The organism is Sphingomonas sp. BK235 (assembly GCF_004345855.1).
Lineage (GTDB): Bacteria > Pseudomonadota > Alphaproteobacteria > Sphingomonadales > Sphingomonadaceae > Sphingomonas.
The window spans coordinates 738,139-765,119 of sequence record NZ_SLXN01000001.1 but is presented as its reverse complement, the minus strand read 5'-3'; the positions used below and the strand labels follow the sequence as shown (position 1 = coordinate 765,119).

24 protein-coding genes and 1 tRNA gene are annotated in these 26,981 nt (G+C 69.8%); 8 read left to right on the top strand and 17 right to left on the bottom strand.

Features of this window, described 5'->3' with window-relative positions:
• Positions 1-33: 33 nt before the first annotated feature.
• The 11 genes from fabZ to rpsB form a co-directional block, all read right to left on the bottom strand.
• Positions 34-546 carry a 3-hydroxyacyl-ACP dehydratase FabZ gene (gene fabZ / locus EV292_RS03495; protein WP_132907764.1) on the bottom strand — a complete coding sequence of 171 codons (513 nt, stop codon included), beginning with the start codon at positions 544-546 and terminating at the stop codon, positions 34-36.
• Positions 543-1,205: an OmpH family outer membrane protein gene (locus tag EV292_RS03490; RefSeq protein ID WP_132907763.1), complete on the bottom strand. Its 663-nt coding sequence runs from the start codon at positions 1,203-1,205 to the stop codon at positions 543-545. The genes fabZ and EV292_RS03490 overlap by 4 nt, the downstream gene beginning before the upstream one ends.
• Positions 1,205-3,871: an outer membrane protein assembly factor BamA gene (bamA, locus tag EV292_RS03485; protein ID WP_132908168.1), complete on the bottom strand. Its 2,667-nt coding sequence runs from the start codon at positions 3,869-3,871 to the stop codon at positions 1,205-1,207. The genes EV292_RS03490 and bamA overlap by 1 nt, the downstream gene beginning before the upstream one ends.
• Positions 3,872-3,995: 124 nt before the next feature.
• On the bottom strand, positions 3,996-5,129 hold the full coding sequence (locus EV292_RS03480) for a M50 family metallopeptidase (protein WP_207913324.1): 1,134 nt from the start codon (positions 5,127-5,129) through the stop codon (positions 3,996-3,998).
• On the bottom strand, positions 5,126-6,283 hold the full coding sequence (locus EV292_RS03475; protein ID WP_132907762.1) for a 1-deoxy-D-xylulose-5-phosphate reductoisomerase: 1,158 nt from the start codon (positions 6,281-6,283) through the stop codon (positions 5,126-5,128). Before EV292_RS03475 ends, EV292_RS03480 begins: the two co-directional genes overlap by 4 nt.
• The gene (locus EV292_RS03470) at positions 6,280-7,092 is read right to left on the bottom strand and encodes a phosphatidate cytidylyltransferase (protein WP_132907761.1); all 813 of its coding nucleotides are present in this window, start codon (positions 7,090-7,092) and stop codon (positions 6,280-6,282) included. Before EV292_RS03470 ends, EV292_RS03475 begins: the two co-directional genes overlap by 4 nt.
• 10 nt (positions 7,093-7,102) lie before the next feature.
• On the bottom strand, positions 7,103-7,834 hold the full coding sequence (locus EV292_RS03465; RefSeq protein ID WP_132907760.1) for an isoprenyl transferase: 732 nt from the start codon (positions 7,832-7,834) through the stop codon (positions 7,103-7,105).
• 28 nt (positions 7,835-7,862) lie between these two features.
• Positions 7,863-8,420: a ribosome recycling factor gene (gene frr, locus EV292_RS03460; protein ID WP_132907759.1), complete on the bottom strand. Its 558-nt coding sequence runs from the start codon at positions 8,418-8,420 to the stop codon at positions 7,863-7,865.
• Positions 8,407-9,150: a UMP kinase gene (pyrH, locus tag EV292_RS03455; protein ID WP_132907758.1), complete on the bottom strand. Its 744-nt coding sequence runs from the start codon at positions 9,148-9,150 to the stop codon at positions 8,407-8,409. The genes frr and pyrH overlap by 14 nt, the downstream gene beginning before the upstream one ends.
• A 472-nt stretch (positions 9,151-9,622) precedes the next feature.
• Positions 9,623-10,558 (bottom strand): translation elongation factor Ts, encoded by a 936-nt coding sequence (gene tsf / locus EV292_RS03445; protein WP_132907757.1) that lies wholly within the window; start codon positions 10,556-10,558, stop codon positions 9,623-9,625.
• A gap of 145 nt (positions 10,559-10,703) precedes the next feature.
• The gene (gene rpsB / locus EV292_RS03440) at positions 10,704-11,489 is read right to left on the bottom strand and encodes a 30S ribosomal protein S2 (RefSeq protein ID WP_132907756.1); all 786 of its coding nucleotides are present in this window, start codon (positions 11,487-11,489) and stop codon (positions 10,704-10,706) included.
• A 328-nt stretch (positions 11,490-11,817) separates the two neighbouring features.
• Between rpsB and EV292_RS03435 the strand changes: the two genes are divergently transcribed.
• Positions 11,818-12,048: a hypothetical protein gene (locus EV292_RS03435; RefSeq protein ID WP_132907755.1), complete on the top strand. Its 231-nt coding sequence runs from the start codon at positions 11,818-11,820 to the stop codon at positions 12,046-12,048.
• On the opposite strand, the gene EV292_RS03430 is transcribed toward EV292_RS03435, so the two are convergent.
• From EV292_RS03430 to EV292_RS03420, 3 genes are read right to left on the bottom strand one after another with little or no spacing between them, the layout of a single operon-like run.
• A complete protein-coding gene (locus tag EV292_RS03430; RefSeq protein ID WP_132907754.1) occupies positions 11,984-12,796 on the bottom strand; it encodes a phosphatidylcholine/phosphatidylserine synthase in 813 nt (270 codons plus the stop codon). The genes EV292_RS03435 and EV292_RS03430 overlap by 65 nt on opposite strands.
• A 2-nt stretch (positions 12,797-12,798) precedes the next feature.
• Positions 12,799-13,521, bottom strand: a complete 723-nt coding sequence (locus tag EV292_RS03425; protein ID WP_132907753.1) for a phosphatidylserine decarboxylase — start codon at positions 13,519-13,521, stop codon at positions 12,799-12,801.
• A gap of 59 nt (positions 13,522-13,580) precedes the next feature.
• Positions 13,581-13,988 carry a hypothetical protein gene (locus tag EV292_RS03420; protein ID WP_132907752.1) on the bottom strand — a complete coding sequence of 136 codons (408 nt, stop codon included), beginning with the start codon at positions 13,986-13,988 and terminating at the stop codon, positions 13,581-13,583.
• A 244-nt stretch (positions 13,989-14,232) separates the two neighbouring features.
• Between EV292_RS03420 and EV292_RS03415 the strand changes: the two genes are divergently transcribed.
• The 3 genes from EV292_RS03415 to EV292_RS03405 all read left to right on the top strand — a co-directional run bounded on the left by EV292_RS03415 (position 14,233) and on the right by EV292_RS03405 (position 19,053).
• Entirely contained in the window at positions 14,233-15,453 is a 1,221-nt protein-coding gene (locus EV292_RS03415) for an NADP-dependent isocitrate dehydrogenase (protein WP_132907751.1), read from the top strand.
• Positions 15,454-16,055: 602 nt separating this feature from the next.
• Positions 16,056-17,834: a cation:proton antiporter gene (locus EV292_RS03410; RefSeq protein WP_132907750.1), complete on the top strand. Its 1,779-nt coding sequence runs from the start codon at positions 16,056-16,058 to the stop codon at positions 17,832-17,834.
• A gap of 55 nt (positions 17,835-17,889) precedes the next feature.
• Positions 17,890-19,053 carry a glycosyltransferase family 1 protein gene (locus EV292_RS03405; protein WP_132907749.1) on the top strand — a complete coding sequence of 388 codons (1,164 nt, stop codon included), beginning with the start codon at positions 17,890-17,892 and terminating at the stop codon, positions 19,051-19,053.
• 170 nt (positions 19,054-19,223) lie between these two features.
• On the opposite strand, the gene EV292_RS03400 is transcribed toward EV292_RS03405, so the two are convergent.
• Positions 19,224-19,514 carry a DUF2218 domain-containing protein gene (locus tag EV292_RS03400; protein ID WP_132907748.1) on the bottom strand — a complete coding sequence of 97 codons (291 nt, stop codon included), beginning with the start codon at positions 19,512-19,514 and terminating at the stop codon, positions 19,224-19,226.
• Positions 19,511-20,116, bottom strand: coding sequence for a PadR family transcriptional regulator (locus EV292_RS03395; protein ID WP_132907747.1), 606 nt, complete (start codon positions 20,114-20,116; stop codon positions 19,511-19,513). Before EV292_RS03395 ends, EV292_RS03400 begins: the two co-directional genes overlap by 4 nt.
• 120 nt (positions 20,117-20,236) lie before the next feature.
• Here EV292_RS03395 and EV292_RS03390 point away from each other — a divergent pair, with 120 nt between their 5' ends.
• The 4 genes from EV292_RS03390 to EV292_RS03375 all read left to right on the top strand — a co-directional run bounded on the left by EV292_RS03390 (position 20,237) and on the right by EV292_RS03375 (position 23,857).
• On the top strand, positions 20,237-21,559 hold the full coding sequence (locus EV292_RS03390; RefSeq protein WP_132907746.1) for a replication-associated recombination protein A: 1,323 nt from the start codon (positions 20,237-20,239) through the stop codon (positions 21,557-21,559).
• A complete protein-coding gene (locus EV292_RS03385; RefSeq protein WP_132907745.1) occupies positions 21,543-22,904 on the top strand; it encodes a serine hydrolase in 1,362 nt (453 codons plus the stop codon). Before EV292_RS03390 ends, EV292_RS03385 begins: the two co-directional genes overlap by 17 nt.
• Positions 22,901-23,764 carry a hypothetical protein gene (locus tag EV292_RS03380; protein WP_132907744.1) on the top strand — a complete coding sequence of 288 codons (864 nt, stop codon included), beginning with the start codon at positions 22,901-22,903 and terminating at the stop codon, positions 23,762-23,764. Before EV292_RS03385 ends, EV292_RS03380 begins: the two co-directional genes overlap by 4 nt.
• A 20-nt stretch (positions 23,765-23,784) precedes the next feature.
• Positions 23,785-23,857, top strand: a tRNA-Thr gene (locus EV292_RS03375).
• A gap of 197 nt (positions 23,858-24,054) precedes the next feature.
• Here the strand turns inward: EV292_RS03375 and EV292_RS03370 are convergent.
• Positions 24,055-26,919 (bottom strand): TonB-dependent receptor, encoded by a 2,865-nt coding sequence (locus tag EV292_RS03370; protein ID WP_132907743.1) that lies wholly within the window; start codon positions 26,917-26,919, stop codon positions 24,055-24,057.
• Positions 26,920-26,981: the final 62 nt, after the last annotated feature.

The following is a 26,981-nucleotide window of genomic DNA, read 5'->3' as shown; positions in this document are numbered from 1 at the left end:
CGCTCGGCAAAGTCAAAGTGCGGTGGAGTGGTGCTACGCCGCGGCGGGCGGGTCGGCGATCATCGCGGTGAAGTTCGCCTCGGCGGCGACCGCGCCGTCGATCTTCGCGACGCCGGCGAACTTGCACACGGACGACCGCTTCTGGACGAACTCCACCTCGAGCGAGAGCAGCACGCCGGGCTCCACCGGCTTGCGGAACTTCGCGCCCTCGATCGCCATGAAATACACCAGCTTGCCCGAGCCGGCGAGGCCGAGGCTCTCGACCGCGAGCACGCCGGCGGCCTGCGCCAGCGCCTCGACGATCAGCACGCCCGGCATGATCGGGCGGCCGGGGAAATGCCCCTGGAAGAAGCTCTCGTTGATCGACACCGCCTTGGTGGCGCGGATCGAGCGGTCGCGCACCAGCGTCTCGACGCGATCGACGAGCAGCATCGGGTAGCGATGCGGCAGCAGCGCCATCACGCGGGTGACGTCGAGCGGGCCGATCGGCCCGCCCGACTCACCGTCCGCCCCGCCGGGCGACTGACCGAGCGGGGCGTCGCTCATCGGCCGGTCGGCGCGCGATTGCTGGTCGCGGGCGCGGGCGTGGCGGCCGGCGCCGCGGCGGGAGCGCCGCCGTCCTGCTGGCCCGGCTGCCAGTTGGCCGGCGGGGTGATGCCGACGGTCGGCACGGTGCGGTCGAGCTCGGCGGTGATCGCCGAGGTGATGTCCGCGGTCGGGTTGGCGAACAGCGCCGCGTTCGGGCGCAGCAGCAGGCTGACGTTCTTGGCGCGCGCCGCGGCGCTCACCGCGTCCTGCAGCTTGGCCGAGATCTGCTCGATCGCGTAGGACTGCGCGCGCGAGGCGGGCGCGGTGAGGCGCTGCAGCTCGGCGTTGGCGGTCTGCTCGCGCGTCTGGATCGCCTGCGCCTGGGTGCGCAGCGAGGCCTCGGTCGCGCCGGGGGCGGCGGCGGCCTTCTGATAAGCGGCGACGAGCGGCTGGAGCTCGGTCTGGATCGCCTGGCGACGCGTGTTCGCCTGGTCGAGCTGCGCCTTGTACTGCGTCTGGATCTGCGTGCGCGCGGTCGCCCAGGCCTTGGAATTGGCGACCGCCGCCTCGGGATCGGCGACGGCGACGCCGCCGACCTGCGCGGTCGCGGCGGGGGCGCTGAGCGCGGCCGGCGCGACGAGCGCGGCGGCGAGCAGGAGGTGCTTGAAGGTGGTCATCAGAACTGAGTCCCTACGTTGAAGGTGATGAGCTTCTTGTCGTCGCCGGGCTGGGTCAGCAGTGCCTTGGCGAGATCGATGCGGAGCGGGCCGAACGGCGAGTTCCAGTTCACCCCGATGCCGACCGACAGACGCGGCCGCGCCGAATTGCCGAGGAAGGTCTCGACGAACGGCTGCGAGGCGATCTGCGCGGTGTTGGGCACCACGCCGTTACAGCCGCCGCTCGCGCCCGGAATGCCGGCGGCGCAGGTGGTGGAAACGCTGAGACCGTCGGCATTGGTATAATAATAGAGCGGTTGGCCCGCACCGTTCACGACCGGCAGCGGCAATAGCACGGTATTGCCGTTGGCGTCCGTCGTCTTCGGGAAGACCGCGGTCAGCTCCGGCCGCGTGATGTTGAACAGGCTGCCGACCTGCGCGTAGATCGACGGACGCAGCCCCAGCTCGCGCGCGCCCGAGCCGAGCGGGATCTCGATCTCGAAGCGGCCGAGATAATAAGCCGTGCCGCCCAGCGCGTCGTCGACGATCTGGTCGCGGTCGGTGATCAGCACCTGCGCACCATTGGCGTCCGTGGTGAAATACTGGCGCTTCACGCGCGGGCCGACGCCGCGGATGTCGAAGCCGCGGAACTGCGGCTCGCCCAGATAGAAGCGGTCAGTGATGCGAACGCGATCGACCCCGATCCCGCGCGATCGCTCCAGCGAGCGGATATAGCCGCCCTCGCCGACGATCGAGGCGATGAAGCCGCTGCCGATGTTCCAGAACTTCGACCCTTCGACGCGGCTGCGGACATATTTCACGTCGCCGCCCAGCCCGGCGAAATCCTGGCTGAACACGAAGCGCTGACCCGCCGTGGGGCGCAGCCGGCTGTTGAGGCTGTCGTAGATCAGCGAGTAGCCGACCATCGAGGTGAGCCGGTTGCCCAGCGCCTCGCAGAGATAGCGACCCGCCTTGAGGAAGTCGCACTGGCCGTTGGTGAAGAAGGTGTTCTGATCGAGCCCGACCTTGTCGTAGGAGAAGGTGTAGCGGCCGGCGAGCTGCCAATATTCGGTCAGCGGCACACCGGTGCGCACCTGGAAGCCGGTCGACACCTGGCTGTAGGTGGTGCGGCGATCGTTGCCGTAGAAGTTGAAGTTGTTGTAATCGCGGCGGAACAGATCGACGCCCAGCGCGATGTTCTTGTCGAACACGTAAGGCTCGGTGAAGCCCAGCTCGATCGACTTGGAATAGCTGGAGTAATTCACGCCGGCGCGGAGCGTCTGCCCCTTGCCGCGGAAGTTGTTCTGCGTGATGTTCGCCTGGATGATGAAGCGCTCGAGGCTCGAGAAACCGGCCGAGAGCTGGAGCTCGCCGGTCGACTTCTCCTCGACATTGGCCTCCAGCACGACGCGGTCGGTCGACGAACCCGGCGTCTGCTTGATCTCGAACTTGTCCTGAAAATAGCCGAGGCTGTTGATGCGGTCCTGCGAGCGCTTCACCTGGAAGCTGTTGAACGCGTCGCCCTCGGCGAGACGCACCTCGCGGCGCACGACCTTGTCCTGCGTCTGGGTGTTGCCGGTGATGTCGATCCGCTCGACATAGGTGCGCTGCGCCTGGCCGATGTGGAAGTTGATCGACATCGTGTGCGCTTCGGAGTCGCGCTGATACTCGGGCTGCACCTCGGTGAAGGCATAGCCGAACAGGCCGGCGGTCTCGCTGAGATGCTCGATCGTGTCTTCGACCAGCTTGGCGTTGTACCAATCGCCCTTCTTCACCGCGAGCGTGGCGGCCATCTTCTTGCCGTCGAAGTCGCGAATGTCGCTATCGACGGTGACGTCGCTGAACTTGTAGCGCTCGCCCTCCTCCACCACATAGGTGATGATGAAGTCCTTGCGATCGGGTGTCAGCTCGGCGACCGCCGAGGTGACCCGGAAGTCCGCATAGCCCTCGGTGAGGTAGAATTGGCGCAGCTTCTGCTGGTCATAGGCAAGGCGGTCCTGGTCGTAGGACGTGCCCGAGGACAGCAGGCGGAAGAAGCGCGCCTCCTTGGTGGCCATCTGCGCGCGCAGCTTGCCGTCGTCGAACACCTTGTTGCCGATGATGTTGATCTGGCGGACCTTGGACTTCGGCCCCTCGCTCACCTCGAAGATCACGTCGACGCGGTTCTGGTCGAGGCTGACCATCTTGGGCTGCACCGTCGCGGCGAACCGGCCCTGGCGGCGGTACAGCTCGATGATCCGCGCGACGTCGGCGCGCACCGCCGAGCGGGTGAAGATCTGGCGCGGCTTGAGCCGGACCTCCTTGCCGATCTTGTCTTCCTTGAGGCGCTTGTTGCCCTCGAAGATGACGCGGTTGATGATCGGATTCTCGCGCACGCGGATCACAATATTGCCGGTCGCGGCGCCGTCGATGAACACGTCGGCGAAGAGGTCGCTGGCGTAGAGGTCCTTGATCGCCTGATCGAGCGTCTCGTTGGTGTACGGCTCGCCCTGGCGCAGCTTGGTATAGCTGAGCGCGGTCTCGGGCTCGATCCGCTGCGTTCCCTCGACGCGCAGCGAGGTGATCGTGCGCGGCGCCTGCGGCGCGGCCGGTGCGGCGGCAGCGGCGGCGGGCGCCTGCGCGGCCGGAGTCGCGGCGGGCGCGGGGCGGGTCTGCGCCGCGGCGGCGAGCGGCACGCCGGCCAGCATCGTGCAGCCCAGCAAGGTCGCCGAGGCACGCGCCCGCGAAGTTGAAACGTTCAGCACCGTCACCTAAATCCCACCCGAGAGAAACCGCCGTGCATGCGGGCCGCGCCGCCCTGCCTTACCTTGCTCACCCGATCAAGCCGGCCAGATGCTGCCATAGCCCGCGGTTGCCCAGGTCGTTGAACGTCACCAGCAGCATCAGCGCGAGCACCGCCGCCAGCCCGCCGCGGAACGCCCATTCGACCAGCTGCGGCGGCGCCGGTTTCCGCCGCACCGCCTCGATCGCGTAGAAGAGCAGGTGACCGCCATCGAGCATCGGCACTGGCAAAAGATTGATGAACCCGAGATTGATCGACACGAGCGCGATCAGGAAGACGAACTCCTCCGGCCCCAGCGCGAACTGCTCGCCCGAGGCCTTGGCGATCGAGAGCGGCCCGCCCAATTCCTTCACCGAGCGGCGCCCGGTGACGATCTGGCCGATCGTCTCGACCATCATCCCGACGATCTGGCCGGTGCGCCGCACCGCGACGACCGGTGCCTCGAACACGCCGACTTCGGTGATCACCGGCGTCGTCGGCGCGATGCCGAGCAGGCCGACGCGATATTCGTTGCCGAAGCGATCGCGCTGCAGCTGCGTACCGATCGTCGCGTCCACCGCGGCGGCGCGGTCGCCCCGGACATAATCGACGCGGACGCGCTCGCCCGCGCGGATCTTCACGTAGCGGACCATGTCCTCGAACGTGTCCATCTCGCGCCCGCCGAGCGCGGTGACCCGGTCGCCCGCGCGCAGGCCGGCGGCCGCGGCGGCGGTGCCGGGCAGCGCCTCGCCCACCACCGCCGGCGTGCGCGCGTCGCCATAGGCCAGCGCGAAGCCGGCGAGGATGAGCACCGCCAGCACGAAATTGACGATCGGGCCGGCGGCGACGACGATCGCGCGCTGCCACACCGGCTTGGCCTGGAAGGTGCGCGCGCGCTCCTCGGCGGGCAGCGCGAGCCACTCGGGGCCGGGCTGGCTCGCCGGGTTCATGTCGCCGGCGAAGCGGACGTAGCCGCCGAGCGGCAGCCAGGCGAGCTTCCACCGCGTGCCGCGGCGATCGGTCCAGCCGGCGATCTCGCGCCCGAAGCCGATCGAGAAAGCCTCGGCATGCACCCCGAACCAGCGCCCGGCGAGATAATGGCCCATCTCGTGGACGAAGACGAGCGGGCCGATCACCAGGACAAAGGCCAGAGCGGTGATCAATACGCCAGGGGTCTGGATCAAGCGACGCAATCCTTCACGCGCTCGCCGGCTCTCCTTCGCGCTTCCGCGTCGATCGCGAGCACCGCGTCGAGCGTCTCCGGCGCGGCCGGGTCGTAGCGTTGTAGCGTATCGTCGACGATTGCGGCAATTTCAAGAAAGCCGATCGCGCCCGCCAGGAAAGCGGCGACCGCCACCTCGTTCGCGGCGTTGAGGATCGCCGGCCGCGCCCCGCCCGCCTCGGCAGCGTCGCGCGCCAGCGTCAGCGCGTGGAAGCGCAGCGCGTCGGGCGCCTCGAAGTCGAGCCGGCCGAGCCTGACGAGGTCGAGCGGTTCCATCGGCGTCGCCATCCGCTCGGGCCAGGCGAGGCAGTGCGCGATCGGCACGCGCATGTCGCTCGGGCCGAGCTGCGCCAGCATCGAGCCGTCGACGTAATCCACCATCGAGTGGATCACCGACTGGCGATGGATCACGATCTCGATCCGCTCGGGCGGCACCGGGAACAAGCGCGCCGCCTCGATCAGCTCGAGGCCCTTGTTCATCATCGTCGCGCTGTCGACCGAGATCTTGGCGCCCATCGACCAGTTCGGGTGCGCCACCGCCTGCGCGGGCGTCACCGCCGCCATCTGCTCGAGCGTCCAGTCGCGGAACGGCCCGCCGCTCGCGGTCAGGATGATCCGGCGCACGCTCTCGGGGCGGGTCGGGTCGAGGCACTGGAACACCGCATTGTGCTCGCTGTCGGCGGGCAGCAACGTGGCGCCGTGGGTCGCCGCGGCGGCGGTGATGATGTCGCCGGCGGAGACCAGCGGCTCCTTGTTGGCCAGCACCACCGTGCCGCCGCGCTCGATCGCGGCCAGCGTCGGCCGCAGCCCGGCGCAGCCGACGATCGCGCCCATCGTCCAGTCCGCGCCCGCGGCGGCGGCGTCGCATACCGCCTGCGCCCCCCCGGCGACCGCGGTGCTCGTACCGGCGAGCGCGTCGCGCAGCGCGGGCAGGCACGACTCGTCCGCCACCACCGCCAGCTCGGCCGCGGTGCGCCGCGCCGCCGCGGCGAGCCGCTCGACGTCGCCATTGGCGGTGAGCGCGACGACGCGGAAGCGATCGGGCTCGCGCTCGACGAGGTCGAGCGTCGAGGTACCGACCGAGCCGGTCGCTCCCAGGATCGAGACGGTCCTCACCCGAACGCGCCCAGCGAGACGACCAGCAAGGCCGCGACCGGCGCCACCGGCACCAACCCGTCGAGCCGGTCGAGCACGCCACCGTGGCCCGGCAGGATGTTGCCCGAGTCCTTCACGCCGGCGCGGCGCTTCAGCCAGCTCTCGTAGAGGTCGCCCGCCTGCGCCAGCACCGCGAGCAGCGGCGAGGCGAGCGCGAGCACCAGCGGCAGTCCCGCGGCCGCGTGCAGCAGCGCCCCGAGCGCGGTGGCCGCCGCGGCGCCGCCGATCAGCCCGGCCCAGGTCTTGTTGGGGCTGAGCCGCGGCGCCAGTTTGGGGCCGCCGATCGAACGGCCGGCGAAGAAGGCGCCGATGTCGCACGCCCAGACCAGCGACATCGCCCAGAAGGTCTCGAGCAGCCCCTCCCCCTGCCGCCGCAGCACCACCAGCGCGAGCACGGGCAGCGCGCAATAGACCACGCCGAGCGCGAGCTGCGGCAGCCGCGTGACGATGGCGACGAAGAAGGCCGCCCCCGCGATCAGCCCGAGCGTGAAGAAGGGTCGCGGCTCGATGATCAGCCACGCCGGCGCCATCGTCGCCAGCGGCACGCTCAGCGCGAATTGCGCCAGCCGCTTGGTCTTGGGCGGCACCTTCTCCAGGTCCGACCATTCCGCCATCATGAACAGCGCGATCACCACCGCGAGCAGCCAGAAGGCGATGTCGCCCAGCACCAAAGCGACGCTCGCCACCGCGATCATCGCGACGCTGGCGATCATGCGCAGCCGCAGGTTGGACGGGGTCCGCAGCTTGGCGTCGGGCGTCGGCTCGGTCATGCGGGGCGGGTCACAGCCCGCCGTAGCGGCGCTGGCGTTTGCCGAACGAGTCGAGCGCGGCGGCGAGCGCGGCGGCGTCGAAATCGGGCCACAGCGTGTCGACGAACAGCAGCTCGGCATAGGCCGCCTGCCACAGCAGGAAATTGGACAGGCGCTGCTCGCCCGAAGTGCGGATCAGCAGATCGAGCGGCGGCAGGTCGCGCGTCTCCAGCTCGGCCTCGATCGCGACGGCGTCGATCGTCTCGGGCGCGAGGCCGTCGCGCGCGGCGCGCTCGGCGAGGCGGCGGGCGGCGGTGACCAGCTCGGCCTGCGCGCCATAGTTGAGCGCGATCGCGAGGATCGGCCCGGTGTTGGCGGCGGTGCGCGCCAGCGCGTCGTCGACCAGCTCGACCACGTCGGCGGGGAAGCGGCGGTAGTCGCCGAGCACGCGCAGCCGCACATTCTCGCGCACCAGTTCGGCGAGGTCGTTGCGGATGAAGAATTTGAGCAGCTTCATCAGCGCGCCGACCTCCTCCTCCGGGCGGCGCCAATTCTCCGAGGAGAAAGCGTAGAGCGTCAGCGCTTCCAGGCCCATCGCGCGCGCGGCGCGGGTTACCGAGCGCACCGCCTCGACCCCGGCGCGATGGCCGGCGGCGCGCGGCAGATGGCGCTGCGCCGCCCAGCGGCCGTTGCCGTCCATGATGATGGCGACGTGGCGCGGCAGCACCGCGGGCGCCTCGCGCGGCATCGCGGCGGTCGCCATCACCCCTCCCCCCCAGGCGCGAGCGACGTCACTTGTTGAGGATTTCCTTTTCCTTGGCGGCCGAGACCGAGTCGATGTCGGCGATCGTCGCGTCGGTCAGCTTCTGCACCTCGGTCTCGAGCCGCTTGCGCTCGTCCTCGGAGATCACGCCCTTCTTCTCGTCGGTCTTGAGCGCGTCCATGCCGTCGCGGCGGACGTTGCGCACCGCGATCTTGGCCTTCTCCGAATATTGCCCGGACAGCTTGGCGAGCTCCTTGCGGCGCTCCTCGGTCAGGTCGGGGATCGGCAGGCGCAGAGTCTGGCCGTCGTTGATCGGGTTGAGCCCGAGCCCGGCGGAGCGGATCGCCTTCTCGACCGGGCCGACGTTGCTCTTGTCCCACACCTGCACCGACAGCATGCGCGATTCCGGCACCGACACGGTCGCCACCTGGTTGAGCGGCATGTGCGCGCCATAGACCTCGACCGTCACCGGATCGAGCAGCGAGGTCGAGGCGCGGCCAGTGCGCAAGCCGCCGAGGTCACCCTTGAGCGACTCCACCGCGCCGTTCATGCGGCGCTCGAGGTCGTTCTTGTCATACGCGGGCATCGGTCGTCTCCACTTCCTTCTGCACCACCGTCGAGACGCCCTCGCCGCGCAGCACGGCGGCAAAGTTGCCGTGCTCGCGTATGTTGAACACGACGATGGGAATGTTCGAATCCCGGCACAGCGCCACGGCGCTGGCGTCCATCACCTTGAGGTTCTTGGCCAGCACCATGTCATAGCTGACCGTCTCGTAGCGGGTCGCCTGCGGGTCCTTCTTCGGGTCGGCGTCGTAGACGCCGTCCACCGACGTGCCCTTGAACAGCGCGTCGCAGTTCAGCTCGGCAGCACGCAGCGCGGCGCCCGAATCGGTGGTGAAGAAGGGCGAGCCCACACCGGCGGCGAAGATCACGACCCGCCCCTTCTCCAGGTGGCGTTCGGCGCGGCGGCGGATGAACGGCTCGCACACCGACTGCATCGGGATGGCGGACTGGACGCGCGTGTCGACGCCGATCTGCTCGAGCGCGTTCTGCACCGCGAGCGCGTTCATGACGGTGGCGAGCATGCCCATATAATCGGCGGTGCCGCGCTCGAAGCCCTTGGCCGCGGCGGCGAGACCGCGGAAGATATTGCCCCCGCCGACGACGATGCACAGCTCATAGCCCTGCGCCTTCACGTCCGCGATCTCCTCCGCGACGCGCGCGGTGACCGCGGGATCGATCGCGAGACCGCCCTCGCCCATCAGCACTTCGCCGGAGAGTTTCAGCAGGATGCGTTTGTAGCGGGGCTGGGTCATCGGGTCTCGTTATGCAGGGGGCGGAGCGGCGCGGACCCTAGGCGGCGGGTCGGCGGCTGGCAATGGGTTGACACAGTCGGGGAGACGGCAGGTGCGTTCAGACGCGGTGCGCCATCCTGACTTCATCGGCGCCATTGCCGTCGCTGCCGCGACTGCCGTCACTGCCGTCACTGCCGTCACTGCCGTCATTATCGACACTGCCGACATTATCGTCACTGCCGTCATCCCGAACTCGTTTCGGGATCCACGGTGCCGCGGACCCAAGAGCGGCGGCTCTTGCGTAAGGGTGGATCCTGAAACGAGTTCAGGATGACGGCGGGTTGAGTTCAGGATGACGGCGGGTTGATGGGGCAAGTCAGCCACATCACCCGCCATTCGACAATGGGAGCGGATCGCCCCCCCCCAAACGCGAACCGCCGCCCCGGCACTTCAACCGGGACGGCGGCGCATCATCCAAAACGGACGGTCGGCGTCAGACCGTCTGCGGCACGCCCGAGGCGGCGGCGACCTCGGCGGCGAAGTCGGAGACCTCCTTCTCGATGCCCTCGCCGAGCTGGAAGCGAACATAGTCCACCAGCTTGATCTCGGCGCCGGCGTCCTTGCCCGCCTTGGCGACGACGTCGCTGATCTTGGTCTTGCCGTCCATCACGAACAGCTGGCTGACCAGCGCATGCTCCTTGCGGTACTTGGCGATCGAACCCTCGACCATCTTGGCGATGATGTCGGCTGGCTTGCCCGACTCACCCGCCTTCTCGGCCGCGATCGCGCGCTCGCGCTCGATCTCGGCCTCGTCGAGGTCCTCCTCGTTGAGCGCCTTGGGGAAGGCCGCCGCGATGTGCATCGCCAGCTGCTTGCCGAGGCCCTGCAGCACCTCGTCCGACGCCGCGCTCTCGAGCGCGACGAGCACGCCGATCTTGCCCAGACCCGGCGCCTGCTGGTTGTGGACATAGGCCACGACCGCACCCTGGCTCACCGACAGCGAGCGCGCGCGGCGGATCGACTGGTTCTCGCCGATCGTCGCGATATTGTTGGTCAGCGCCTCGGCGACGGTGGTGCCCGACGGCATCTGCGCCGCCTTGATCGCCTCGACGTCGCCGCCGCTGGCGAGCGCGATCTGGGTGACCTCGCGGACGAAGTTCTGGAACTGCTCGTTCTTGGCGACGAAGTCGGTCTCCGAGTTGACCTCGACCGCGGCGCCCTTGGTGCCGCTCACCGCGACGCCGACCAGGCCCTCGGCCGCGGTACGGCTCGACTTCTTCTGCGCGGCCGCGAGGCCCTTGGTGCGCAGCCAGTCCAGCGCGGCGTCCATGTCGCCCGAGGTCTCGCTGAGCGCCTTCTTGCAGTCCATCATGCCCGCGCCGCTCTTCTCGCGCAGGTCCTTGACCATCGCTGCCGTGATATCGGCCATCGTCTTGTCCTCAGCTGGTTTTTGCATCGACGCGCGACGATCGGTGAATCGCCGCGCGCCGAGGGGAAATGAGGGAGGCCGCGGCTTAGGCAGCCTCCGTGACAATCGTGCGTCCGCGCGAGCGCCGCCCGCGCGGACACGCGGGTCAGGCGGCGGCGGGCTCGGCCGCGGGCGTCTCGACCGTGAGCGCCTCCTCGGCGGGCGGCTCGCTCATCGCGCCCAGGTCGACGCCACGGCCGGCCTGCTGCTGCTGGTTGCCGCGCGTCGCCGCGATGGCGATCGCCTCGCAGTACAGGCGGATGGCACGCGCCGCGTCGTCATTCGCGGGCACCGGGAAGGCGATGCCGTCGGGCGACACGTTCGAGTCGAGGATCGCCACGACCGGGATGCCGAGCGTGTTGGCCTCCTTGATCGCGAGCTCCTCCTTGTTGGCGTCGATCACGAACATCACGTCCGGGATGCCGCCCATGTCGCGGATGCCGCCGAGCGACAGCTCGAGCTTGTCGCGCTCGCGGGTGAGCTGCAGCACTTCCTTCTTGGTGAGGCCGGCGGTGTTGCCCGACAGCTGCTCCTCGAGCGCCTTGAGGCGCTTGATCGAGTTGCTGATCGTCTTCCAGTTGGTCAGCATGCCGCCGAGCCAGCGGTGATTGACGAAATGCTGGCCGGCACGGCGCGCCGCCTCGGCGACCGGCTCCTGCGCCTGGCGCTTGGTGCCGACGAACAGCACCTTGCCGCCCGAGGCGACCGACGAGCTGACGAAGTCGAGGGCGCGCGCGAACAGCGGCACGGTCTGCGACAGGTCGATGATGTGGACGCCGTTGCGCTCGCCGAAGATGTAGGGCTTCATCTTCGGGTTCCAGCGGTGCGTCTGGTGGCCGAAGTGAGCGCCGGTCTCAATGAGCTGCTGCATCGTGACGACAGGTGCCGCCATAATCAAATTCCTTCCGGTTAAGCCTCTGGGAAGCGAGTGACGCGGCCTGAAAGGCGGCGCACCGGTAGCTGATGCTTCCCATGCGGGGTTGAGGGGCGCGCCTTAGCCGATCGGTGGAACGATCGCAAGCGGGAGAACAAACGCTTGACAGGCGTGAACATAGTTGGAACAAGGCTGTGGAACACAGGGTGAACGGCAGAAGCGCGGTACGAACGTTTCGGTGCCGGATCGGACCAGTACCGATCTGACATTGATCTCGGAACCCTCTGGCAATGCAGAGGTTCTACTGGCCAAGCCGCGGAACGGGAGTCGAACAATGATGACGGTGATGACCCTCGCGATCTTCGGCGGCGCGCTCTCGACCGTGGGCTATGCGCTCCACGCGACGCTGGCGCCCAATCTCGACAAGATCGTCGGCGCGCTGCGCGGCGAGATGGCGGCGGCGCGCCCGGCCCCGCTCGCGACGCTGGTGCGTGCCGAGCGGCGGATCGCGGTCAGGCGCTGGGCGGGGTCGGCGGTGCCGGCAGTGGCGCCGCTCCGCCAGCGCGGAGCCGCCTGACCCGCGCGTAGCTCGCGACGCTGAACGGCATGGCCAGCAGATAGGCGATGCCCGCGGCCGCGGCGGTCTGCCACGGCGCGCTCACCGCCGCCGCCCCCACCGCCACCACGACCGCGATCGCCTCGAACCGGATATTGGGGCGCAGCCGCAGCGACGACCAGGAAAAGGTCGCGAGACTCGACACCATCAGCAGCGCGATGCCCACCGTCCAGGGCGCGACCAGCCGCGGGTCGCGCAGCAACGGCTCCTCGGTGACGAACCACAGGAACAACGGCAGCATCGCCAGCCCGGCCCCCGCCGGTGCGGGCACGCCGGTGAGGAAGCCGGCCGATTTGTGCGGCTGGTCGTCGGCGTCGATATTGGCGTTGAAGCGTGCGAGTCGCAGCGCGCAGAACACCGCCAGCACCAGTGCCGCCATCCAGCCGAAGCGCGGCAGCGCGTGGAGCGACCACAGGTACAGGATCAGCGCCGGCGACACGCCGAACGAGATCGCGTCGGACAGCGAGTCGAGTTCGGCGCCGAAGCGGCTCTCGCCGTGGAGCATGCGCGCGACGCGCCCGTCGAGTCCGTCGAGCACGCCCGCGAGCAGCACCATCGTCACCGCCAGCTCCCAATGGCCCGAGATCGCGAAGCGGATCCCCGACAGGCCGGAGCAGAGCGCCAGCGCGGTCACTGCGTTGGGCGCGACCGCGCGCAGCGGGAGTCCCCCGGGCGGGCGACGCAGCGGGCGGCGGACGGGGCGGCGCATGCTTACTGCGCGACGCCGCTGACGCGCTCGGCGCCGAAGCGCGCCAGCACGGTCTCGCCCGCGATCGCGCGCTGGCCGAGTGCCACCTGCGGCGCATAGCCCTCGGGCAGGTAGACGTCGACGCGGCTGCCAAAGCGGATGAGGCCGACGCGCTGGCCGGCGGCGACGATGTCACCGATCTTGGCGAAGCCGACGATGCGGCGCGCCACCAGGCCCGCGATCTGGGTGAAGCCGACGCGCCGGCCGTCGAAACCCTCGACGACGAAATGCTGGCGCTCATTCTCCTCGGACGCCTTGTCGAGATCGGCGTTGAGGAACTTGCCCGAGATATACACGACCTGGCGGATCGTCCCCGCGATCGGCGAGCGGTTGATATGGACGTCGAACACCGACATGAACACCGACACGCGCACCATCGGCATGTCGCCGAGGTCGCCGATCAACTCGCGCGGGACGGGCACGCGCTCGATCATCGTGATCAGCCCGTCGGCGGGCGAGACGATCAGCTCGTCGCCCACCGGCGTGGTGCGTACGGGATCGCGGAAGAAGGCGGCGACCCAGAGCGTGAGCCCCAGGAAGGGCCAGAAGAACACCTTGGACACGATCGTCATCAGCAGCGTGATGCCGAAGGCGATCGCGGTGAACTTCTGTCCTTCGGGGTGGACGGCGGGAAAGCGCCACTTCACGGTCGTGGTGACGACCGGCGGCTTGTCGAGCGAAGTCATCGCTTCGTCCTATCGACCGGCGCGCGCGGTGACAACGCGCTTGCTCGCCGGCGTCACCGTCACAGGTTAGTCGTCCGGCACCAGCGGTAATGCGCGCCGGCGCGCAGGTCGGTGTAGCTGGTGCGGCTGTCGACGCGGATCTTGAGCCGCTCGGCGGCGCGATACTGGCGCGGGCCGCCATATTGCACGCAGCTCTGCCGCAGCGTGTAACGCTGGCCGATGCGGGCGAGGACGCGCGCGTGGCACTGGCCGGCCTTGCTCGAACCGATCCCGTCGCCCCGGTAGTCGCGCAGCGCCACGTTGGGCGCGCCGCGGCACGGCGTCCCGGCCTCGACATAATAGCCGCGGGTGAGCGGCAGCGTGTCGGCGAGCGCCGGCGCCGGGAGCAGGAGGGCGAGGAGAGCGGGGTAGCGGATCGTTCGCATCGCGACACGAACGGTGATGCGAGCGAAAGGGTCCCGCGGCATCGCGGCCGGTAGCTCCTGACCTCTGGTTCGAGCGGCATCCTCTCCCCCCAGCGTCATCCTGAACTCGTTTCAGGATCCACCGTCCCGCAGGCACCGCCACTGCTGAGTGTGCGGCACGGTGGATCCTGAGACGAGCTCAGGATGACGGCGGGAAGAGAGAGGCGCACGAGCTTACCCCCCCGGTTGATCCCCCGCGCCCTTGCCCCTATCGACCGCGGCAACGCTTCTCAGCAAGGACACCGGCATGGCCAAGATCAAGGTGAAGACGCCCGTCGTGGAGATCGACGGCGACGAGATGACGCGCATTATCTGGGAGTGGATCCGCGAGCGCCTGATCAAGCCGTACCTCGATATCGACCTCGACTATTACGACCTCGGCATCGAGCACCGCGACGCCACCGACGACGCCGTCACGGTGGAGAGCGCCAAGGCGATCCAGAAGTACGGCGTCGGCGTGAAGTGCGCCACGATCACGCCCGACGAGGCGCGCGTCGAGGAGTTCGGCCTCAAGAAGATGTGGCGCTCGCCCAACGGCACGATCCGCAACATCCTCGGCGGCGTGGTCTTCCGCGAGCCGATCGTAATGAAGAACGTGCCCCGCCTGATCCCGGGCTGGACCCACCCGATCGTGGTTGGCCGTCACGCCTTCGGCGACCAGTATAAGGCGACCGACTTCAAGGTGCCCGGCAAGGGCAGACTGACGATGAAGTGGGAAGGCGAGAGCGGCGAGACGATCGAGCACGAGGTGTTCGACTTCCCCTCGGCCGGCGTCGCCATGGGCATGTACAACCTCGACGAGTCGATCCGCGACTTCGCGCGCGCCTCGCTCAACTACGGCCTGGGCCGCAACTGGCCGGTGTATCTCTCGACCAAGAACACCATCCTGAAGGCCTATGACGGCCGCTTCAAGGACATCTTCGCCGAGGTGTACGAGAGCGAGTTCGTCGACCAGTTCAAGGCCGCGGGCATCGTCTACGAGCATCGCCTGATCGACGACATGGTCGCCTCGGCGCTGAAGTGGAACGGCGAGTTCGTCTGGGCCTGCAAGAATTACGACGGCGACGTGCAGTCCGACCAGGTCGCGCAGGGCTTCGGCTCGCTCGGGCTGATGACCTCGGTGCTGATGACGCCCGACGGCAAGACGATCGAGGCCGAGGCGGCGCACGGCACCGTCACCCGCCACTATCGCCAGCATCAGCAGGGCAAGGCAACCTCGACCAACCCGATCGCCTCGATCTTCGCCTGGACCGGCGGGCTCAAGTATCGCGGCAAGTTCGACGGCACGCCCGACGTCACCCGCTTCGCCGAGACGCTGGAGCAGGTCTGCGTCGAGACGGTCGAGAGCGGCGACATGACCAAGGACCTCGCGATCCTGATCGGGCCGGACCAGAAGTGGATGACCACCGAGCAGTTCTTCGAGGCGGTGCGCGTCAACCTCGAGAAGAAGATGGCCGCCTGGGCCTGACGTGAGAGAGGGCGGCGCGTCTCGGCGCGCCGCCCTCCGAGTGGCGCCGGTCGCGCGTGACGCGCCGATCAGATCAGCGGTGGCGACGAGGCTCTCCTCCCCACCGTCATCCTGAACTCGTTTCAGGATCCACGGCGCCGAACCTCAAAGGTTCATTGTCGCGGAAGCAGCTTCCTCCCGTCATCCCGGGCTCGACCCGGGATCCATGGTGCGGCGAGAACCGCCAGCGTTGCGCTCGCGGCGGGATAGATCCCGGCGCGGGGCCGGGATGACGGTGAGGGAAGACAAAGCTATCTCCCTCATCGCGGCCTATCACCCGTGGAAAGCCTCGGGGGATTAGGCGACCGAAGGTGAAAGCCGCGTTCTTGGGTCCGGCCCCACGGCTCTGCATACCTCAACGTCAGTCATGTGCGGCACGGTGGATCCTGAAACGAGTTCAGGATGACGGATGATGGATGACGAGCTGACGGGCTGACGGGCTGACGGGCTGACGGGCTGACGGATGGCGGGCTGATGCGCGATGGCGCCCCGCCCTCCACGATCTGCACTTTTTCTGCCGCTCCGCGCGACAAGTGCGACCGAACCCGCTTACAACGCCTATCATGGCAATCGGACTTCAGAATGAGGGCTTCAGCGACGCGCTCGTGATCCTCGGCGCCGCCGGGCTCGTCATCCCGGCGTTCGCGCGCTTCCGCATCAGCCCGGTGATCGGGTTCATCCTCGTCGGTGCCCTGGTCGGCCCGGCCGGGCTCGGCGCGCTGGTGCCGCGCGCGCCCTGGCTCTATTATCTCACCATCTCGGATCCCGAGGCGATCGAGCCCTTCGCCGAATTCGGTATCGTCCTGCTGCTGTTCTCGATCGGGCTGGAGCTGTCGTTCCGACGGTTATGGGCGATGCGTCAGCTCGTGTTCGGGACCGGGCCGATGCAGTTGCTCGGTTCGGCCGCGCTGGTCGGGGTCACGCTCCATTATCTCGGGCAGAATTGGAGCGGCTCGGCCGGGCTCGGGCTGGCGCTGGCACTGTCGAGCACCGCGCTGGTGCTGCCGCTGGTCGGGACGTCGAGCCCGGTCGGACGCGGCGCCTTCGCCATCCTGCTGTTCCAGGACCTCGCGCTGGTGCCGATCATCTTCGCGCTCGGCGCGATGGCGCCCACCGCGAGCGAGGGCGGGTGGGTCGGGATCGCGGGCGTCGCGCTGCGCGGCGGCCTGACCGTCGTCGCGATGTACGTCGGCGGCCGGCTGGTGCTGCCGCGCCTGTTCGCGCAGGCGGCGCGCACCAAGAGCCCGGAGCTGTTCCTCGCCGCCTCGCTGCTGGTGGTGATCGTCGCCAGCGTCGCCACCACCGCCGCGGGCCTGTCGCCGATCGTCGGCGCGCTGCTCGCCGGGCTGCTCATCGCCGAGACCGAATATCATAGCGAGGTCGAGGTGATGACCGCGCCGTTCAAGGGCCTCGCGCTCGGCGTGTTCCTCATCACCGTGGGCATGAGCCTCGATCTCAAGCTGATCCTCGCCAATTGGGTGTCGCTGCTCGCCGCGGTGGTCGGCGTGGTGAGCGCCAAGACCTTCGTGACCTATCTGCTGCTGCGCGTCGCCAACGCGCGGCGCGGCATCGCCGCCGAGACCGGGCTGCTGATGGGCAGCCCGTCCGAGACGACGCTGATCGTGCTCGCCACCGCGGCGCAGGCGCAGCTGATCCTCGGCTCCACCGCGGCCTTCTGGCAGACCGTCACCGCGATCGGGCTGACGATCACGCCGCTGCTCGCCAAGCTGGGTCGCGTCGTGTCGCGCCGGATCGAGGGACGCGATCCCCTGCCCGACGCGGTCTCGGCCGAGCAGGGCACGCGCGCGGTGGTATTCGGCTTCGGTCGCGTCGGTCAGCTCGTCGCCGACATGCTCGCGCGCCACCAGCAGGCCTTCGTCGCGGTGGAGGCGGATATCGACGCGGTCGCCGAGGCACGCGCCGCGGGCTATCCTGTGGTGTTCGGTGACGTCTCGCGCGCCGAGCTGATCGATCGGCTCGACCTCGCCAGCGCGCGCGCGCTGATCCTGACGATGGACGATCCCGTGCTGACGGTGCGGCTGGCGCGGCGGCTGCGCGAGTCCTTCCCCGACCTGCCGATCATCGCGCGCGCGCGCGACACCGTCCACGCCGCCGAGCTGTACAAGGCCGGTGTCACCGACGCCGTCCCCGAGACGCTGGAAAGCTCGCTACAACTGTCCGAGGCGGTGCTGGTCGATCTCGGCGTGGCGATGGGGCCGGTGATCGCCTCGATCCACGACAAGCGCGACGAGCTGCGCCAGACGATCCGGCGCGTCGCGATGCTCGACCGCGAGCCGCGCATCCGCCGGCTCCGCCGCAGCGACGAGGTCGAGTCCAGCTGACCCAAAATGCTGATGAGCCGCGATTTTGCCGCACAATCGGCCTACCGGGCGAGCGATGACCTCCTCACCAGCCCCCGACGTCGCTCAGCCGCGGGTCGCGTTCTTCAGCGGCAACTATAATTACGTCCGCGACGGCGCCAATCAGGCACAGAACCTGCTGGTGGGTCATCTGCTCGATCGTGGCGTCGCGGTGCGGGTCTATTCGCCCACCACCCCTACACCGGCGTTCGAGGCACGCGGCACCGTGGTCGACGTGCCGGCGATCCCCATCCCCGGTGGCCGCGGCGAGTATAAGCTCGGGCGCGGGCTGCCGTGCCGTCCGCGCCGCGACCTGGAGGCGTTCGCGCCGGATCTGGTCCATGTCTCGGCACCCGAGTTCCTCGGTCATGCCGCGGTCAGCTGGGCGCGCGCGCGCGGCATCCCGGTCGTGTCGGCGGTGCACACGCGGTTCGAGACCTATTTTCAATATTACGGCCTCGCCGCGGTGCAGCCCGCGATCAAGTGGATCCTGCGCCGCTTCTACGATCGCGCCGATCGCGTCCTGGTCCCCACGCCGTCGATGGCGGAGGTGATCCGCTCGCTCGGTGTCACCACGCCGATCGCATTATGGGGCCGTGGAGTGAACCACCGCCGCTTCCATCCCGGTGCGCGCGATCTGGCGTGGCGCCGCTCGCTCGGGATCGGCGACGACGAGCTGGCGATCGGCTTCCTCGGGCGGCTGGTGCTCGAGAAGGGTCTGGGCGTCTTCGCCGAGGTGCTCGCACGTTTGGACACCTTGGGGGTCAAGCATCGCGTGCTGATCGTCGGCAAGGGCCCAGCGCGCGACTGGTTCGCCGAGCGCGTGCCGCTGGCCGCGTTCGCGGGCTTCCAGAGCGGTGACGATCTCGGGCGCGCGGTGGCGTCGATGGACCTGCTGTTCAACCCGAGCGTCACGGAGACCTGGGGCCAGGTGACGTCGGAGGCGATGGCGGCGGGCGTTCCCGTGGTGGCGGCGCGCGCGACCGGCGCGGTCGACCTGCTCGACGACGGCGTCACCGGGCTGCTGGTGCCGCCGCAGGATATCCAGGGCTATGCCAGCGCGATCGCGACGCTGGCGCGCGACCCGGCGCGGCGCCGCGCGATGGGCGCGGCCGCGCATGAGCGCGCCAAGAGCTTCCGCTGGGACACCGCCAACGAGGCGGTGCTCGACGTGTATCGCGAGCTGCTCGCGCGGCGGTGAGATCGCGACGCCGTGGCCCTTGCCGCGCGCGACGCCCTACTCGGTCGATGTGCCCCGGCGAAGGCCGGGGCCCAGCTGGGAGGGCCGAAGTGAGAGCCACCAGCGTCCGCCGACTGGGCCCCGGCCTACGCCGGGGCACAAGGCGAGATCGGTGGTGAGAACGTCCTTTCTCACCCCCCGCGCCAGTCGAAGGTCAGCGGCGCCTCGCGGAAGGCGAAGCGGTCGAGGTGGCTCGACACCACCTCGCGCATCCGCGCCGCGTCCTCGCCCTCGGGTACGGTGAGCACCACGTCGAGCGTCTCGCTGTCCGCGCGCATCGCCAGGCGCGCGCCGTTGGGAAAGTCGATCTCGCCCTCCTCGGCGGAGAAGCGCACCGTCATCTTGTGGCTCCAATGCTTGGCGAGCTGCTGGAGATAGCGGCTGGCCGAGTGCGTCGGCACGCGCGCGACCGAGACGCTCACTTCCGCCGCTCGATCGTCTGCGCCAGCTCGTCGATCAGCGCGGCGACCTGGAACATCTCCTCCTCGTCCGCCGTACCGTGCAGCCGGTTCTGCACCGCGTGGCGCAGGTTGTGGAGCGCGCGCCGCACCGGGGCATGATCCCCGCGCGACCGCTCGGCACCCAGCCCGGCGAGCCGCTCGATCAGCATCGCCACCTGCGCCTCGTTATCGGCGAGATGCGCGCGCCCCGCCGCGGTGGCAGCGAAGCGCTTGCGCGCGCCCTCGCTCACCTGCTCCTCGATCTGCTCCATCTCGGCCAGCATCGACAGCGCGGGATAGACCACGCCCGGGCTGGGCGCATAGGCACCGCCGGTGAGCTCCTCGATCGCCTTGATCAGCTCATAGCCGTGGCGCGGCTCGTCGGCGATCAGCTTGAGCAGCACCAGCCGCAGCTCGGCGCCGTCGAACATCCGCCGCCGCCCGCCGCCGCCGCGCGCCGCCTCGTCCCAGCGCGTCGCGAACTCGGCGGCGAACCGCTCCCACCCGCCGCCGCGACCACCGCGCGGCCCGCAGCCGCGCCCCATGCCGCCGTGGCGGCCATGCCCATATATATGTCCAAACATCATCGACTCCTCATCACGATGCGCTCAAGATATATCGTAGTTTGATGTCGTCAAGATGCTCTGCGATATATCTTGAGATCACGAGATGACGCGCTGGCCGTGCGCGCCTACATCGGCGCGATGGCCGACCTGTTCGCCGGGCTCGACCCGGCCGCTCCCCCCGACCCGCCCCCCGCGGCCGACGCGCCGCTCGCCGACCGGCTGCGCCCGCGCGCGCTCGACGAGGTCGTCGGGCAGGACCATCTCACCGGCGCCGAGGGCGCGATCGGGCGGATGGTGGCGGCGGGGCGGCTCTCGTCGATGATCCTGTGGGGGCCGCCCGGCACGGGCAAGACCACGATCGCGCGGCTGCTCGCCCAGGCGGTGGGGCTGCGCTTCGCCGCCATCTCGGCGGTGTTCTCCGGCGTCGCCGATCTCAAGAAAGCCTTCGCCGAGGCGCGCGACCACGCGCGACTGGGCAAGCGCACTTTGCTCTTCGTCGACGAGATCCACCGCTTCAATCGCGCGCAGCAGGACGGCTTCCTCCCTTACGTCGAGGACGGCACGGTGACGCTGGTCGGCGCCACCACCGAGAACCCGTCGTTCGAGCTCAATGCCGCGCTGCTCAGCCGCGCGCAGGTGCTGATCCTCCACCGGCTCGACCGCGCCGCGCTCGAGCAGCTGATCGCGCGCGCCGAGGCCGAGGTCGGCCGCGCGCTCCCGCTCGACCCCGCCGCGCGCGACGCGTTGGTCGCGAGCGCCGACGGCGACGGGCGCTTCCTGCTCAACCAGGTCGAGACGCTCTTCTCGGTCGACCTCCCCGCCCCGCTCGACCCGGCCGGCCTGTCGAGCTTCCTCCAGCGCCGCGTCGCGGTCTATGACAAGGACCGCGAGGGGCATTACAACCTCATCAGCGCGCTGCATAAGTCGATCCGCGGCTCGGACCCGCAGGCGGCGCTCTATTATCTCGCGCGGATGCTCACAGCGGGCGAGGAGCCGCTCTACCTGCTGCGCCGGCTGACGCGTGCCGCGGTCGAGGATATCGGGCTGGCCGACCCGCAGGCGCTGGCGCAATGCCTCGCCGCCAAGGAGGCCTATGACTTTCTCGGATCACCCGAGGGCGAGCTGGCGATCGCGCAGGCCTGCGTCTATCTCGCCACCGCGCCGAAATCGAACGCGGTCTATGCCGCGCAGAAGGCGGCGTGGAAGGTGGCGCGCGAGACCGGCTCGCTGATGCCCCCCGCCAATATCCTCAACGCGCCGACCAAGCTGATGAAGCAGATCGGCTATGGCGCGAACTACGAATATGACCACGACAGCGAGGGCGGCTTCTCGGGCGCGAACTATTGGCCCGACGAGCTGCCGCCGCAACGCTTCTACGCGCCGACCGACCGCGGCTATGAGAAGCGCGTTGCCGAGCGGCTCGCCTGGTGGGATGAGCGGCGGCATGCGCACCGCGATTAGGCTCGTCCCGTTCCTGCTGCTCGCCGCGCCCGCCGCGGCACAGTCGCCGCCGGCGGTGCGCGCGGGCGATCACCAACGCTATGCGCGCGCGATCGCGGCGGGGTACAAGGCCTATTTCCTGTGCGACGGCCTGTTCACGGCGGGGCGCCGCGAGCGCCAGGTCGAAGCGCTCGAGCTGCGCGGCATCTACCCCGAATATGACGCGATCGTTCCGACGCTCGCGGCGCGGGTCGATCGGGTCGGCCGCGGTGTCAGCGTCAGCTTCGATCGCGCGCTGCCGCCGCGCAGAGCGACCTGGGCAGCGGGTGCGGGCTGCACGCTCGCGCCGATCGGTGCCGAGCCGGTCTCGCGCCCGCCCGCGGGGGCCGCGCCCCGCGCGCTGGGTCCCGACCCGCGCCGCTGGCCCATGGGAGACGCCGGCATCGCGCCCCGCCCCGGCGCCGCGCTCGCGGGCGTGGTCGCGCGTGCCTTCGAGGGCGGATTCGGCCATCGGACCGAGACGGTCGGGGTCGTCGTCCTGCGCGACGGCAAGGTGGTGGCGGAGCGCTATCGCGACGGCTTCGGCCCCTACGTTCCCAATCGTACCTGGTCGGTGGCGAAGAGCATCACCGGCACGCTCGTGGGACTGAGCGGCGTCGATCCGTCGCGCCCTGCCGCGATCCCCGAGTGGCGGCGACCGGGCGACCCGCGCGCGCGCGTGACGCTCGACCAACTGCTGCGGATGAGTTCGGGGCTGCACAGCGACACTCCGGGCAACCGTACCGACGCGCTCTATTTCGGCGGCACCGCGGTGACCGAACAGGCCACCGGTTGGCCGCTCTCGTCGCGGCCCGGCACCTTCTTCCGGTACGCCAACAACGACATCCTGCTCGCGACGCGGGCGTTGCGCGCTGCGCTGGGCGAGGCGCGCTACCGCGCCTTGCCGGGGCGGCTGTTCGCGCCGCTGGGAATGCGACACACCGTCGCGGAGTCCGACTGGCAGGGTAACTACCTCCTCTCCAGCGCGGTGTGGACCACCGCGCGCGACCTCGCCCGGCTGGGGCAATTCTGGTTGCAGGACGGCATGTGGCAGGGGCGAAGGCTGCTGCCCGCGGGCTGGATGCGCTACATGACGACCGCGCGCGCGCCCCAGCCCGAGCGCGACGAGGGCTATGGCGCGTCGATCTGGCTGTTCGGGCCGGCGCAGGGTCTGCCCGCGGGAAGCTATTCGGCGCAGGGCAATCGCGGCCAATATGTCATGGTCGTGCCATCGGAACGGCTGGTGGTGGTGCGCCGCGGCGAGGATCCGACCGGCGCACGCTTCGACGTCGCGCGCTTCACCGCGGACGTGATCGCGGCCCGGTGAGCGCGCCGCCGCCCGGCCGCTTCACCGAGTTCGTGGCGATCGACTGGTCGGGTGCACGCGGCGACCGGCACCGCGGGATCGCGGTCGCGCGCTGCGACGCGGGTGTCGGCGCGCCAGAACTTGTCGCGCCGCCGCCGCGCGGCTGGTCGCGCGCGGAGGTCCTCGACTGGCTGATGGCCCGCCGCGATCGCGCGATGCTGGTGGGCTTCGACTTCAGCTTCGCCGCGCCGTTCGTCGCGCGCGGCGCGCATCTGCCCGGCGAGACCGACACGCCCGACGCGCGCGCGCTGTGGCGCTACGTCGATGCCGCCAGCCCCGACGCGGACCTCGGCGCCGCCTCCTTCCTCGAAGCCCGCCGCGGGCGCCATTTCTACCTGGGCGCGGCCGACGGGGCGAAGCGCGACTTCCTTCATTGGCGCGTGTGCGAGGTGGCGCATGACGGCACCACCAAGCCCTCCACCGTCTATGATGCGATCGGGGCGGCGCAGGTCGCCAAGGCGAGCTTCGCGGGGATGCGGCTGCTTCACCGGCTCGACGGGCAGGTCGCGATCTGGCCGTTCGACCCGGTGCCGGCGCGCGGCGCGCTGGTGGTCGAGATCTATACCGCGATCGCGGCGCGCGACGCGGGGGTGCCGCGCGGCCGCAGCAAGGTGCGCGACGCCGCGGCGCTGGATGCCGCGCTGGCCGCGCTGGGCAGCGCGCCGCACCGCCCGCTGACGCGCTACGACGATCACGCCACCGACGCGTTGGTCACCGCCGCCTGGCTGCGCACGCGCGTGGGGCATGACCGGCTATGGCGGCCGCGCGGGCTGACGCCGCTGGTGGCGCGGACGGAGGGCTGGACCTTCGGCGTCGCGTGACGCATGAGGGCCGCCGACACGCCGGTTTAGCTCAGCTGGTAGAGCAGCGGTTTTGTAAACCGAAGGTCGCGGGTTCGATCCCTGCAACCGGCACCGCCCTCTTTTCTCTCGACCGCCACCACCCGTGACGCCGACCCTGATCGGCGAACTTGGCGACGCAGTCCAGTGACCAGAGACGCCGCCGCGCTGCCGGCCAGCACGAAGGGAGTTGTCGCGCCGGCGACGCGAGAGAAGCGGCCCGTCTCGCGGAGACGGGCGCCAGCACATTGTTCGGCGCCGGCGCCTGACCGTCAGAAACGCAAGCGCGCTCCGGCATTGACGCGGCGATAATTGATGCCGCGGTCGATGAAGCGCGATTTCACCCCGCCGTAGATCAGATTGTCCGCGTCGGTCAGGTTGGTGACGTCGGCGAACAGCTGTAGCGTCGCGTTGAAGTTGAACCGAAGCGCGAGATCGACTTGGCCATAAGCGGCGTGAATCTGGTCGACCCCCGCCCCGCCCCAGTCGCACGCCATCGTCCAGCGCGAGCGCCAATTGTACGAGGCGCGCAGTTCGAGCCGACCGTTATCGTAGAAGCCGCTGGCATTGTACGAATCGGGCGAGATGCCGGTGAAGCCGCACGCGCCGGCGGCACCGCGCGTCCTGGCGTCGACGTGCGTGTAATTGGCGCTGGCGCCCAGGCCGGAGAGCCAGCCAAAGCGTTCGTCCAGCGTATATTGCGCCGCCACCTCGACGCCGTCGACCCGCCCGCGCGCCAGGTTGACCGTCTGGGTGACGAAGACGCGCTCGGGCGCGAGCGGCAGCGTCGCCTCGATCGTGCGCGACTGGAACAGGTCGGAGAGATCCTTGCGGAAGCCGGCGACCGAGAGGTAGCTCACCTTCGACAGATAATATTCGAGCGACAGGTCGTAGTTGGTCGCGAACTGCGGCTTGAGCGCGGGGTTGCCCAGCCCCAGCGTCAGCCGCCCGGCCTGCCCGGCCCATGACTCGCCGTAGCGCAGGTCGTTGAGGTCGGCGCGGCTCAGCGCCCGCCCCACCGCGCCGCGCAGCAGCAGCTCGGGGGTGATCTCGTAGCTCAGGTTCGCCGAGGGCAGCACCGCGGTATAGCGCGCGCCCCGCGCCTGCGGGCCGGCGGGCGAATAGGTGAACACGTAATTGGTGCCGCCCGCCGGCAGCGTGATCGCGGTGACGGTGGAGCCGTAACCGCGCGACTCGGTGTCGACGTGGACGAGGCGCGCGCCGACGTTACCCGACAGCGCGCCCGCCGCCAGCGTCGCATCGGCATAGCCCGCGGCGACCCGCTCGCGCGTCGCGAAGCTGCCGCCCGGGTCGTACACCAGCGCGAGCGGGCCGCCCGGGATCTTCGGGTCGGACTCGATCAGCGCGCAATTGCCGGTGCAGCTGGTCGTCCCATCGGCGGCGCGCGTCGGCAGATAGCTGCTGCTATACTGGCCGCGGCGGTCGAGCTGCGCCGGCTGCGACAGCCACGCGATCAGCCGGTGCGGATCATAGCCGAAGAACTGGCGGCTCGGCGGCGTGACCGCGCCGCGCAGGAAGCCGTCGCCCAGCGTCATCGGCCGCAGCAGCGACGGGTCGACCGGAAAGGTCAGCGTGTCGTAGGGATCGGAGCGCGAGCTGTAATTGTCCTGCCCCTTGGTGCGGTCCTGATAGTCGGCGCCGAGGCTGATCGCGCTTATCACCGACCCGCCCGGGCGCCAGCGCGCGCCCAGCTGCGCCTCGGTGAGGCGATCATCGACCGTCTGCCCCCAATTGCCCGAATAGCCGAGCCGGATCCGCGCGGGGTCGGTGAACACCGTGTCGCTGGTCGCGATCTGCGGGTTGCCGTTCTTGAACGCGTAGCTGACGTCGTTGGCGGCATAGTTGCCGATCAGCACATAGGGATCGAAGCGCTTGTCGCCGGTGGCGCGGCCGTGGGAGACGTCGGCGGTGATCGTCAGCGCGTCGCTCGGCCGCCACGCCGCGTTGAGGCCGAGGTCATAGCTCTCCGCGAGCCGGTCGCGCGAGCGGATCACCGAGAGGTTCTGCGGCTGCGCCACCTGGCTCCCCGCCAGCGCGGCGGCGACCGCGGGGGCATTCAGGAACGCCTGGCCGGGATAGGTGCCCGCGGTGACGATGCCGTCGCGATCCACCGTCGGGTCGATGATCGTGTTGCCGAACACGAGGTTGACGATCGAGTCGCCGACCTTCTGGTCGAGCCGCGTGTAGAAGCCGTCGGCGCTCAGCGTCAGCCGGTCACTCGGCGCGACCTGGACCGCGACGCTGCCGAAATAGCGCTTCGTGCCACCGTCATAGGTGCCGTAGCTCGCCTGCCGCGGGCCGTTGAGCCGCTCCGAGGCGACCACCGGCGCGGCGGCACCGCCGCGCACGACGTGGAAGGCGGCGGAATCCCATTGGTTGATGCGCGCATAATCCCCCGACATGCGGAAGTCGGCATAGGAGCCCGACACCAGCACGCCCACGGTCCTGGCCGGATTGACCCAGGAATACAGCCCGCTGACATTGGGGCGGACGGTGTGGGCGCGCTCCACCGCCATGCCGCTGAACGACAGCGCGCCATAGCTCTTCCCGATCGTCAGCGGGCGCGGGGTGAGGATGTTGACGGTGGCGCCGATGCCGCCCTCGGTCAGGCTGGGCAGCATCGTCTTGTTGACGTCGATGCGCGAGATCATGTCCGCGGGCAGCACGTCGAAGTTGAAGCTGCGCCCACGCCCGCCGCCGTCGGCCGACCAGGCGCCGGTGTCGGACGGCAAAGTGCGCCCGTCGAGCAGCACGTTGGTGAAGTCCGGCCCCAGCCCGCGCGCGGCGATCTGCTGCCCCAGGCCGAAGCCGCGCACCACCTGCACGCCGGGCACGCGCTGGAGCGATTCGGCGACGTTCACCTCGGGGAACTTGCCCGCGTCCTCGGCGGAGATGCTGTCGATCACGTTGGGGGCGAGCCGCTTGGCGGAGAGCGCCGAGGCGAGGCTGGCGCGGATGCCGGTGACGACGATGTCCTGCGCGGCGGCCTGGTCGTCTTGCGCGGGAGGTGCGCTGTCCGCCGCCGGGGCGGTGGGCTGCTGCGCCGCGGCCATGGCGGGCAGCAGGGTCAGCGTGGAAACGCTCGCCAGAAGCGCGAGCCGCCGCAGGATGGTCATCGTAGTCTCCCCTCTCGTTGATAGGTGGCCCGGCGCGCGCGTCGGGCCGCGATCCCCCCGGA